The organism is Peptoniphilus duerdenii ATCC BAA-1640, assembly GCF_000146345.1.
Classification (GTDB): domain Bacteria; phylum Bacillota; class Clostridia; order Tissierellales; family Peptoniphilaceae; genus Peptoniphilus_B; species Peptoniphilus_B duerdenii.
Genome location: NZ_GL397071.1, coordinates 1,287,720 through 1,299,885, shown reverse-complemented (window position 1 = coordinate 1,299,885; position 12,166 = coordinate 1,287,720). Strand labels below are relative to the sequence as shown.

10 protein-coding genes are annotated in these 12,166 nt (G+C 34.5%); 1 reads left to right on the top strand and 9 read right to left on the bottom strand.

What is annotated here, in order from left to right; all coding sequences use genetic code 11:
- Positions 1–12 precede the first annotated feature (12 nt).
- From HMPREF9225_RS05760 to HMPREF9225_RS05735, 6 genes are all read right to left on the bottom strand, one after another.
- Positions 13–1,230 carry an MFS transporter gene (locus tag HMPREF9225_RS05760; protein WP_008902019.1) on the bottom strand — a complete coding sequence of 406 codons (1,218 nt, stop codon included), beginning with the start codon at positions 1,228–1,230 and terminating at the stop codon, positions 13–15.
- 59 nt (positions 1,231–1,289) lie between these two features.
- Entirely contained in the window at positions 1,290–2,255 is a 966-nt protein-coding gene (locus HMPREF9225_RS05755; protein WP_008902018.1) for a 3-hydroxyacyl-CoA dehydrogenase, read from the bottom strand.
- Between the two features lie 1,670 nt (positions 2,256–3,925).
- Positions 3,926–4,129: a DUF4177 domain-containing protein gene (locus tag HMPREF9225_RS05750; protein WP_008902017.1), complete on the bottom strand. Its 204-nt coding sequence runs from the start codon at positions 4,127–4,129 to the stop codon at positions 3,926–3,928.
- Between the two features lie 257 nt (positions 4,130–4,386).
- Positions 4,387–4,830 carry a GNAT family N-acetyltransferase gene (locus HMPREF9225_RS09820; RefSeq protein WP_008902016.1) on the bottom strand — a complete coding sequence of 148 codons (444 nt, stop codon included), beginning with the start codon at positions 4,828–4,830 and terminating at the stop codon, positions 4,387–4,389.
- A gap of 114 nt (positions 4,831–4,944) precedes the next feature.
- Entirely contained in the window at positions 4,945–5,793 is an 849-nt protein-coding gene (locus HMPREF9225_RS05740; protein ID WP_008902015.1) for a stalk domain-containing protein, read from the bottom strand.
- Between the two features lie 91 nt (positions 5,794–5,884).
- A complete protein-coding gene (locus HMPREF9225_RS05735) occupies positions 5,885–7,318 on the bottom strand; it encodes a WD40/YVTN/BNR-like repeat-containing protein (protein WP_050748292.1) in 1,434 nt (477 codons plus the stop codon).
- A 94-nt stretch (positions 7,319–7,412) separates the two neighbouring features.
- Between HMPREF9225_RS05735 and HMPREF9225_RS05730 the strand changes: the two genes are divergently transcribed.
- Entirely contained in the window at positions 7,413–8,423 is a 1,011-nt protein-coding gene (locus HMPREF9225_RS05730; protein ID WP_008902013.1) for a potassium channel family protein, read from the top strand.
- A 72-nt stretch (positions 8,424–8,495) separates the two neighbouring features.
- Here HMPREF9225_RS05730 and HMPREF9225_RS05725 read toward each other — a convergent pair whose 3' ends face one another.
- The 3 genes from HMPREF9225_RS05725 to HMPREF9225_RS10510 all read right to left on the bottom strand — a co-directional run.
- A complete protein-coding gene (locus HMPREF9225_RS05725; RefSeq protein ID WP_040551338.1) occupies positions 8,496–10,289 on the bottom strand; it encodes an oleate hydratase in 1,794 nt (597 codons plus the stop codon).
- 97 nt (positions 10,290–10,386) lie between these two features.
- Complete coding sequence (locus HMPREF9225_RS05720; protein WP_040551336.1) at positions 10,387–10,989, bottom strand: TetR/AcrR family transcriptional regulator C-terminal domain-containing protein; 603 nt, start codon at positions 10,987–10,989, stop codon at positions 10,387–10,389.
- Positions 10,990–11,084: 95 nt separating this feature from the next.
- Positions 11,085–12,166 (bottom strand): S-layer homology domain-containing protein (locus HMPREF9225_RS10510; RefSeq protein ID WP_008902010.1); only part of this gene is annotated, 1,082 nt, incomplete at its 5' end.

Sequence of the window (12,166 nt, the reverse complement as noted above, 5' to 3'; positions counted from 1 at the left end):
CCTTATAACAATTTAAACTCTCTTCGCTCTTGATGCCTTGAAATAAAATGGTATAGAAAGTAGCTGTGTCATCATCGAAACGATGATAAGACTAGTTATATTTATATCATATAGCACGCCGAGAAGCCAACTTCCTAAAAACCAAAATACTCCAAAGGACATTTCAAAAATTCCATATCCAGTTGCCCTGCTTGACTTGGGAACGACTGAAGTGACAGCAGCTTTTAAAATGGATTCTTGTGCTCCCATGCCCACACCCCAAAGGATAATACCAAGTAGAACCACATAAATATTATTAAATCCAAATATAAATAGAGAAAATGGCGCAGATATAATAGTAGAAACTACGAGAGCCTTCACACCATTTCTATCGTACATAATTCCAAAAATTAAAGCTGAAATCGCATCAACAAGCATAGCTGCTGCATAAATTAATGGAATAGTCTCCATGTTAATAAGACCAACTCCGTTTGTTAAGACATTTAGATTTTTAGAAACGTGCATGATGATTAGCGAATAGTCGATAAATCCAAATGAGAAAAGACTGATCCCTATAATATAGAAGATAAATGAATCTTTCATCTTAAAAGGAATGTATTCCTTTGGCTCTGGCTCAAAATGTTCCGGATTTGGAAATCTTTTCTTGGTGTATATAAGAAGAATTAATGTAATAACTCCTGGGATTGCTAAGTATGCAAAACATCTGGAATAAATTTCAAAAGTTGTCCCATCAGTTTTAAAAAGCATAACTACGTAAAGAAAAAATGGACCTAAGAACGCGCCAATTTGATCTAGCATCTCTTGAATTGCAAAACTCTTGCCAGCACCTTCTTGAGATGCAGCAAAAGACATGATGGTGTCCTTGGCAGGTTTCTTTATCGCCTTGCCCATCCTTTGAATGACCAAAAGACCGCAGCCATATATCCACCCATCACTGCCAACGAGAGCAAGAGCAGGCACAGCGAGTATATCTAAAACATATCCGAAGATTGTCATCTGCCAATATTTGTGAGTTTTGTCAGTGAGCTTCCCAAAGAAATACCTAAGAGAGTAACCGACAAGTTCCCCGAGACCAGAAATAAAACCAATGGTCCCAGCAGAAGCACCAAGTAGACTGAGGTACACCCCTCGCAGGCTCGATGCACCTTCATGGGTCATATCAGAAAATAGACTTACAATTCCAAATAAAATTATAAAAATAAGAGAATTGGATAGTTTTTTATCCTTCATAAAATCATATCTTTCTAAATAAATAAAATAATAATCCCTGCATAAACAGGGACTATTATCTATTTACTATAGTCATAGAAACCTTTGCCAGCAGCTACTCCTTTTTCTCCTTTATCAATCTTTTCCTTGATCATGTTTAAAATCTTGTAATCAATTGAGTTAGGATCTTTAGAGGAAGGCTTCATATTTTGAATGCTGTACACAGTATCTAGTCCAACCACGTCAATAATTTGGAAAGGACCTGCTGGTGCACCAGTTGCAAGCCTCCAAGTAAGGTCGATGGTTTCAGGATCAGCCACTTCCTTAGCCCAAAGAGTTTGAGCAGAATACAAAAGTGGAACTAGTAGAGAGTTTAAAACATATGCAGGTTGTTCTTTGTGAAGCTTGATAGGTATCATATTCATTTCTGAAGCATATCTAACAACAGCATCGTAAACTTCTTTAGATGTTTTATCATGGCCCATGCATTCAGCAGTATTATTTTTCCAAATAATATTAGCAAAATGAAGAGCCATATACTTTTCTGGTCTACCAGTGTGATCTTTAAATTGAGATGGTAGAAGTGTAGATGAATTTGTAACAAGTATAGTCTTGTCATCTAGAATATCTCTAATTTTTTCATACAACTCAATCTTTGCAGCAGGATCTTCAGTCATAGATTCGATGACAATATCTGCGTCCTTTAAAGCTTTATTTATATCGAGCTCTAAATGAAGATTTTTTTCAAAATTTATTTTTGCGTCTTTAATTAATTTGTTTATATCTTCTTCAGTAGTTCCTTCCCATACTTTAACAAGTCCACGTGGATATAGGTATCCTCCCATTGGATTTTTTATTAAAGCCTTTGATTCTTCGAGAGATTTTAGCATTTCCTCTTTGAAGTGAGCTATTCTAGGTTCAGCCCTTCCAATAGAGCTTTCACTTCTTAGCCAAATAGTAGTGTCATGACCAGTATATGCATTCATAAGAGCGATTTGTACACCAAGTACTCCTCCTCCTAGAACAACAACTTTTTTAAATTCCATAAATCCTCCTAATATTGTTATCTTAAAATATTAAATATTATTTATCTAATAAGATAAACATATTCTTATCTATTAGTTACCCGAAATATAAATAGAAAAACAGAAAAGAATAATTTTTAAGCTTAATTTTTAATATTTATTATCGAAACTTATGAAGTAGAGCCTCCCGCTGTATTCTCAAACCAGTCATTATGATCAAAGACAGATATCATCGAATTCGAAGGATTTCAATAAGGTATAGTCAGTTGAAAAGGTCTATATTAAGAAAAATCAGCTTTCATTTATCTTTGGTGAATTAATCTTTATGATCAAGCGAAGACGGATACTGTCAAAGTCGATGAATTTCTTTTTATTATGGAAATGTTTGTATAATTTATTTAAATGCTATACGTATAGCATGAAGTTTATTTTTGATGCTATACGTATAGCGTGAAGATTATTATTGGTTTCATTTTAAAGGACTTGCTCTATAGAGGTTAGACCCATTCGAAGCCCTAGCCGAAATCTTTGATTTCGTAGCAGGTCTCGTGCAAAGAGTTCCAAAGAAGCCGAACTTTGTGAAGGCTGATTTGCAGAACTCGACTGCCATACTCCCTCGTAAAAGAAAATTTGAAGGAGAAAAATAGATTTCAAAGAAGCTAGGATATTTATTTACATTTGTTATTTTACTTTTTTGTCTTAAGTAGCTTAAATATAGGTCAGATCCTTCGACTACAAAGGCTAACGCCTTCTCCGCTCAGGATGACCAGTTGGGAGAAATGATGCTAGATAGGTGTTAATTATTTGCAAAGTTTATTGTAGCCTCTCGGCTATGGAAGCAAGTTGCTTCCGCTACAAAACATATCATTATTTAGACTTATCTAAAAATGACCAAAGGAAGACAGTCACCCTGAGCGAAAATGACGAAGACACAGTCTGAGTCATTGTAGTCGAACGGGTATAACTGTGGTGAGGTTGTGTACAGATGATTTTTTGAACTCATGCTCTACGTATAGCATGAGAGATAATAGTTATTAAATAGTTTTATAAAGTTATTTCATTTGCAAAGACTTGACCTTCAGAGGTTATACCCATTCGACTTAAGATCCTTCGACTACAAATGCTACCGCCTTCTCCGCTCAGGATTACCAGTTGGGAGGGATGATGCTAGATAGGTGTTAATTATTTGCAAAGTTTATTGTAGCCTTCGGCTGTGGAAGCAAGATGCTTCCGCTACAAACATATCATTATTTAGACTTATCTAAAAGTAACCAAAGGAAGACAGTCACCCTGAGCGGAAATGACGAAGACGCAGTCTGAGTCATTGTAGTCGAACGGGTATAACTGTGGTGAGGTTGTGTACAGATGATTTTTTAAACTCATTCTATCCGGATAGCATTTAAATTAATATTATTTTTTAATTATTTTATTTGCTTATACTAGGTCCTCAGAAGTTATACCCGTTCGAAGCCCTAGCCTAAATCTTTGATTTCGTAGCAGGTCTCGTGCAAAGAGTTCCAAAGAAGCCGAATGAAATGAAGGCTGATTTGTTGAACTCGGTTGCCTCTCAGGGTGACTGTAGTTGGAAAATTTTTGTGAAAAATTTAATTATGTAAAATTTGTCCCTAATAATTTAACCCTAAATTAAAAAGAGATAAGCCATGACCTACCTCTTAATTCTTAATACCAATCTATTTTTCTACTTTAAATATTACTGTGTACTTTTGGATTGAATACACTCCTGTTTTTTCATTTCCTACTGGCACTACTTGTACAAGTTCCCAGCCTTCTTTTGCTTTTTCGACTATGACTTCTTTACAGTGTTCAAAACCATCTGTTTTACCAGCCTTTAGTCCGCCTTTTAATTCCACATCCACAAATTCATATGTAAACATAGTTCCTCCCAAATTTTTTATTTGTATTGATTTTTATATAATAAAGTTATACCCGTTCGAAGCCCTAGCCGAAATCTTTGATTTCGTAGCAGGTCTCGTGCAAAGAGTTCCAAAGAAGGAACATTGCATGGAGCCTGATTTGGCGAACTCGACTGCCTACTCACTACGTTCGCTCAGGGTGACCGTAGTTGAGAGAATCTATCTGAAAATAAAATTCTGTTGCAAATTTTTTATATTAAAATTAACACCAATGCCGCTTATCTTAATTTTTTTTCATATAGATAGTCTATTCCATGTATGTAGCCTACCAACTCTTCAATTAATGTGTACCCCATCTTTTCATAAAGTCCCTTGATCTTCGTAAATAGATGGATGGTATCTACTCCACTTGCTTCTTCTGCAAATTTTATAAACTCTCTTGAGTATCCTCTGTTTCTATATTTAGGATCTACATAGATCATCGCGATAAATCTATCGTACTGTGGAAGTGGAATGTAATCTTGGTTTACCAATGTGAAAAATCCCATCACTTCTCCATCTTCTTTGGCGTAGAAAATCTTGGCATCTTTTCCAAGTTTTTCATCAATCTCATCGTTTTTAATCGCCTTGGTGAGCACCTGTGATTCGCCCCATTTAACATTTGGCAAATAGTCAAGCAGTTCTTTCTTTTGTGAATCGTCTCTTACTTCAATTATTTCCATGACAACTCCTTTATGTTTTTAAAATCTCTATTTATATTTTACCCAAAAAAACATATTTATAAAACGATTTCATAATTCAAATTAAAAAATGGTGCACATTGTACACCATTATTTTTATTTATTTAGAAGAAATTTATCTATTTTATTTATAAATTGCTCTGGAACTAAACTTGTTCCCTTTTCAATTTTAAATCCTTCCATCATCATTACTTTTTCTTCGATGGTTAGTTCTTTTCTTTTAACGTCAATTTCTACAGATTTATCTTTTGAAGAAATTTTGATTGTTCTAGTTTCTTTATTCCATTCAACTTTTGCACCGAGTTCTTCGTAGTATTTTCTTAAAGCGATATTTTTTTCTTCTTTTTCTGCAGAGTCTTCAGCTTTTGCTTCTAATGCTACTATCTTTTCAGCGTCTACAATAGGTGGCATGCTTCTAGTTGCAGTTTTATAGATAACTGAATAGTCTCCTTCTTGGAATTTGCCTACTTCTTCTCCTTTTAGATTCATAACTTTTGAGTCATCTGAAAGATTGATTTCAACTCTATTTGAAACTCCTCTGCCCTTTTCATTGAAGTGATCCACGTCAACTGAATATTCTCCATCTTCAGCATTTATTGCTATGAAGTCAGGGTTTAATTTAGCTGGCATAGATAACATAATTGGAGCATCCTTTTTATAAAAGTACTGAATCATATCTCCCTTTTTAAATTTATAATTTTCTACAAATTTACCAGTCTTTAGATCGAGTACAGGAACTTTTCCGGTGTAAAGGTAGAGTTTTTCCATTGATTTTTCTTGATCTTTGCTTTCTACCAAGATTTGTGAGTTGTCCTTATCCTCTACAACTTCTGTAACTTTTCCGAATACTCTTTCGTATCCTACGGCTTCCTTGTTCTCTTTTGCAAATGAAATTGTACCGATTGTAAGTACAAAGGCAAGTGTCATTGCTAATAATCTTTTCATGTTATTCCTCCTTGTTAAAGAAATTATAACATAGTATAAGCTCTTAAGTATTTAAAACTTAGTATCAATAAGGTTACATTTTATATACAATTTACTTTGAAACATCCCAAGTTTTACCTTCATCTTCCGAATAAAACTCTATCCCTTCTTCTTCAAAAGAGTCAGGTGTTGCTAAAATATATATTTTATTTCCAACCATTCTAGGCATTTTCAAATACTTATAATTCTCTATGGTAAGCCCGTACTCTTTTCCTTTTTCAGGTAGATTCTGAACCTTTTCATAAGGAAGATTGATTATCTCAAAGTTTGTCCCTCCATCTCTAGTCACATAAATCTCAGAATGTTCACCGGACCCTCCTTGAAGACCTGCAAAGCCAAAATTTTCATTTAAAAATTCTATTCCTTCTGCCACACCTGTCCCATCTAAGAATGGATTGGAATTTATATTTTCCCAGGTCTTGCCGCCGTCGGAAGTCTTTTCAAGTTTATAAAATCTAGAACCTAGAGCAGCATCGGTAACTACTAATCTAAAACCTATATTTTTATTTGATTTTAAAAATGTATACATGGTACCTGTGTTATTATCCAAGGTCCAAGAATCTTCACCCTTGCTCTTCTCGATTACTTCCTCTTCCAGCTGTGCATTTCTAGTTTCAGAAGAGATTATCTCTGGATCAATTATAAAATTAATAGGAGTTACCTCCTTATCAGGAATGAAAATTGAAAGCGCATTTGCCTTCACTTCCCCACCTTGATCCAAGGTTTTAAATACTTCATCATTTTCTTTCTTAGAACCTAGGACCTTGATTCCATCGGAATAGAAAAATTCTTTCAGCCCATAATAAATAATTCCAAAGTCTACATCACCATAAATCTTTTTCCAAGTGTCAATTTCCTTTTTGTATTTTGATTTCTTCAGAAGTTTAATCATGGGATCTAGAGCTCTATTTTCATCTAATTCAAATCCAGCGTCTTTATTTAACCAAACTTCTAACTTTTTATTTTTAAAAGATAGAAGGTACGAATTTACCTTTCCCTTTTCATCCTTACCATAGATCATCCCTTCAAGCTTGGTGATCTCTCCGTCCCCGTCAAATCTTATAAGAAGCTCATTATCTACGTATAATTTGTCCGGCAGTGTAAATTTCTTTTCTAAATCTTCCAAGAGACCTTCTATTCCATCATCGAAAACATTTCTGTGCACATATCTAACTCTCTTATGATTTAGCATTTCGTCAATTTTCCAGGATAGCTTTCCATTGTAAGGAATGGCGGTGTGGATAATCATACCGCCAAAGATAAGCGTCACAATGATGAACATATATAATTTTATTCTTCTAGATTTTCTGCTACTTTCTATATTTCTATTTAAAATCTTATAAATAATACATACAAGAATTAAAAATAAAACAGGTATAATCCAGTTTATCCAATATCTCCAAGATCCATACTTACAAATTTTCCAAAGGAAAAACATAAGTACCGAGTACAGAAATATAAAAATATAATCCACTAAATTTTTCATTAATTTCCTCATTTATAATATAATTCATTTTAATATATTAAACTGTGGTATTTTCCCATCTACTATATTATAATTCAATTAACGGAGAGATAATATGGAAGAAAGAAAAAAACTAAGATATATTTTTTTAATATTTGCATTCTTATTAGTAGTAGGAATCGTAGGATATATGATTCTTTTAAAAGTTAACTTTGTCGATGCCCTCTACATGACGGTCATCACCATTTCCACCGTCGGCTTTGGCGAAGTAGCAGCAATGAATTCAGAAGCGGAAATATTTTCGGTAATACTAATATTTTTAGGAGTAGGCATCGTCGGCTATGCCTTTACGACCTTGGTGGTGTTCTTTGTAGAAGGTAAGATGACAGATTTATGGAAGGGGAGAAAAATGGACAAGAAGATTTCAGCATTAAATGATCATTATATAATCTGCGGTTCCGGTGAGCTTGCAGAAGTAATCATACAAAAGTTAATAGAAGAAAATCTAAATTTCGTCGTTATAAGTTCAAATAGAGAAGATCTTGACGAATACAGCCACGAAAATATATTGGTAATAGAAGGTTGCTCAACGGAGGAAGAAATATTAGAAAAAGCTGGGATTTTAAAAGCAAAAGGTCTAGTAGCGGCACTCGACTCAGAAGTAGACAATATAGTAACTGTGTTAACTGCAAGAAATCTTAACGATAAGATCTATATAATCGCCAACTCAATGTCCAAATCCGGCAGCGAAAAACTCATGAAAGTCGGCGCAAACAAAACCCTCTCAGCAGTAGAGATAAGTGGCAAGAGAATGGCAGCCCTATTAGTAAAACCAAGTATAATTTCCTTCCTCGATGTATTCACAAGAGTCGGAGATGTGGAACTAGATCTAGAAGAAGTAACCGTATTTAAAGATTCATATCTTGAAAACAAAAATTTAATGGAAGCAGAAATACCAAAGAAGACAGGACTAATAGTTATAGCAATCAAAAAGATAGAAGACCAAAAGCTACTCTTCAATCCTCCAGTTAATTACACATTCCAAATCGGAGATGTACTCATAGTCCTAGGCCGAGAAGAACAGATAGAAAAACTCCGCCACCTAGGAGATGAAGTTAGAAATTAAATAAAATCGGTTAAATAAATTAACATGAAAATAAGGGACGCTAAGTCCCTTTTTTAATCTAATTATCTTTTTTTAAATAATATTAAATTCCTTCAACATATCTTCTATTTCTGTTCCTTTGATATGCTTAGATAGCTTCATCTTTTCAATAGCACTTAATGGAAGTTCAGGTTTTCTGCCATCGGATAGTGCAACCAGTGCGTTTAATAAGTATCTTATATCATACCTTGATGCGTATACTTCTGGCACAGATTTTTCAACTCCGCATAGTACGTATACTGCTTCCATAGCTGTTCTTCCTGAATATTCTGTTGTAAATACTGTATCTCTACCAGGATTGTCCAATGTTTCTGCAAATTGACCTAGGAATGCAAAGTTCACTCCACCCTTTGGAACAACATATGGTCTATCGCCAAATTTTCTTGGCATGAATTGAGATGTTATATATGGCATCATTACTGGTACTGCTGTACAAGTTTCTGCGAGTCTGTCAATTTCATTTACAGGCACTCCCATATGGTATAGCCATTCATTAGTTATTTCTTTACCGGTGCAGTCTCTCATCTTCTTCTTAATATAATCGCCTTCAACATCGGTGAATAGTCCATACACCCACACAACTACATCATTTTCTGGTTGCTCTGGATATTGACCTTGTCTATTTATGGTCCAAGACATAAGCCAACTTGAGTCAACACAGGTTACAATACCTCCAGTTACAGTCTTACCACCATAAGGACTTCTCTTAGTTATTTTTTCAATATATTTTGGAACTGAATCGTCGTGACAAGTTACTGTGCAAGATTCCCAATTGCTTTTTTCAACGTCGGAGCAAAATGCTTCTGGATTGCCGAAGTCATCAGATTTTTTCGCGATGTTTTTCCACATTTCCCAGCAGCCTGTTTGTTCGTTGCTAAGTTCAGCAGCAGTGTTGTCATCGCCATAACTTGAATTTTCTGTCATGGAACCGTTGGTAATAAATAATAGATCATTTTCTGTAAGATTGATTGACTTATCATTTCCGTTCTTATCTTCTGCGATGATCTTAGTTGCTACCTTTCTGTTTTCTGAAATCTCAAAGTCCACATCTGTAACCTTGGTGTTGTATCTAAAATTGCAACCATGATCTTCAAGATACTTGACCATTGGTCTTACAATTGAATTGTATTGGTCGTACCTTGTAAATCTTAGAGCAGATAGATTTGTTAAACCTCCAACATGATGGATAAAACGATTTAAGTAAAGTTTCATTTCGAGTGCTGAGTGCCAATTTTCAAAAGCAAACATAGTTCTCCAATATGTCCAGAAATCTGAATTTAAAAGTCCTTTTGAAAATACTTCATCGATTGCTAAATCTTGTAGATCTTCATCCCTTGTCAAACAAAGTTTTGCAATTTCTTGTACTTGACTATCGGTTAGATTAAATTTGCCATCGTCGTAGCGTTGCCCTTGTTTGTGAGTTATACGACAGTTGCTGTAGTTTGGATCGTCGTAGTTGGTATAAAAATATGAATCCAATATGCTCATTTCTGGATCTTCAAGACTTGGAATTGAACTCCATATGTCCCACAAACATTCAAAGTGAGCTCCGGTTTCCCTGCCACCACGAGCAACATAACCTCTAGTTTCCATGTAGTTTCCATCAAGAGATCCACCAGGAATATCCATTTGTTCTAAAAATGTTATCTTCTTACCTTCCATATGAGCATCTCTAATTAAAAAACATGCTGCAGTTAATGATGCAATACCAGTTCCGATTAAGTATGCTTGTTTCTTTTCAATACCTTCTGGCTTTCTAGCCTTAACCAAACTTTGGAAATCTCCATTAGTTAATGTTAATCTTTCATCATAAGTTTTAAGTTTCATAATATCCTCCTTAAAAAATTTAATTTTTTCTTCTAAATACATTAAAACATTTTTAAAGAGTGATTTCATTTCCCAAAACTCTAGACTTGAGTAAATTTTACACAAGGTCAATATATTGTGTAAAATTATCTGTAATATTTTCTAAATTTTCGCTTCTTTTTAAAGATAAGAGTATATTTCCATCCATAAGTTTACCAATCCTTTCTGTCATAATGGCAGGATCAGACTTCATATCCGTAGCTACCCACTGAATAAGAGCACTACTTAGAGCACATTGGTAAAAGTATGCAATAAGTCTCTTGTCTACTTCCTTTGCCTTTGTATCCTCAGACACAAGGTCAACATACTTATTCATGATTTCACCAGCAATAGAAAACACATATTTTTCAACATCATCCTTATAATCTGATTGGTACAAATGTTTAATAGCTTTTTTATTTTCAAGAATAAACTTCGCAGCAAGTACAAAACTATCTTCCCAAGAGAGAGTTTCATTAAACTCATCCACCACCACTAATAGCTCTTCTTGGAAAATTTCTTTAACTAGCTCCGTTAAATTTTCATAATGATAGTAGAATGTCTTCCTTTCAATACTGCAATTTCTAGCAAGTTCAGTCACAGTTACATTGTTAAGAGTTTTTTTATTTAAAAGGTTTATAAATTCATTTCTAATCAAATCTTTTGTGTAATTCTTAGCCAAAATATCACCCCATTTCATTATATATAATATGCCCATTTTTTAAAAATTATAATAAAAAACCAGAGACGATTACGCCTCTGGTAAAAATTTAATTTTTAATGTTTTTTATCCTTGTCGATTTCTAACCAATCTTCAACTACTTTTCCATTTTCTCTTCTTTCGAATTCGTGGCTATTAGTAGCTTCCATAATTTCATAGAATGCCCAGTGAGTGTTATTTACATCTGTGAATTTAGAAATCATGGTTGGATTTTCTAATTTTTCTTTAAGTCCGCTGTTATCTACAGATCTTTCAAATAGACTGTTTGCAATCTTAACTGCTTCAGCTCTAGTGATAGGAGCATCTGGTCTAAATGTTCCATCTGGATAACCGCTTATTCTTCCATTTCCAAAAGCTTGGTTAATAGCATCTTCTGCCCAGTGACCTTTAACATCTTTAAATGTTGCAACTGCTGAGTTAGGTTTGTCGATGTTCTTGATCATTTGTGCAAATTCTGCTCTAGTAATCTTGTCATTTGGTCTGAAGTTGCCATCTTCGTAGCCCTTCATAAGTCCGTTCTTAAATACTGCATTAATAGCAGCCTTGAACCAACCAACCTTTGAATCTTTGAATTCAGGTGCAGTTGTGTCATTTAAGCTATAACCTTTAAGTCTAGAAATCATAGCAGCCGCTTCAGCTCTAGTGATGTTTGCATTTGGACGGAATGTTCCATCTGGATATCCGTACATATATTCTTCGTGGTGTCCTCTTTCTTTAACTTCTTTAACTTCTTTCTTAGGTTCTACCTTTGTATTGTTAGAGCCAATGTTTCCGTAGAAGTACCATAGAGGAAGACCATTGTATCCGTTATATCCTGGATAGATAGGATATTGTGGATTTGTGCTTGCATTTGCGCTACCAGTGTATTCTTTTCCACCTGGGTAAACAGCTGTTGCAGTTACTTTAGTTCCAGGTTGAACGTTGTTAGCAGGGATTACAATCTTTCCATCACTATCTTTTGTCAATACACTACCTGCAGGTATATTCCAGCTACCATCAGTACCTTTAGTTATAACGTCTGATACTGGATTTCCATAAGGATCAGTGTATCTAATAGTTACTTCAGTAGCACCAGTAGGTGGAGTAACGGTTATGTCTCCATTATTCTTAACATCAACCTCTGGCGCTTTTTTATTAG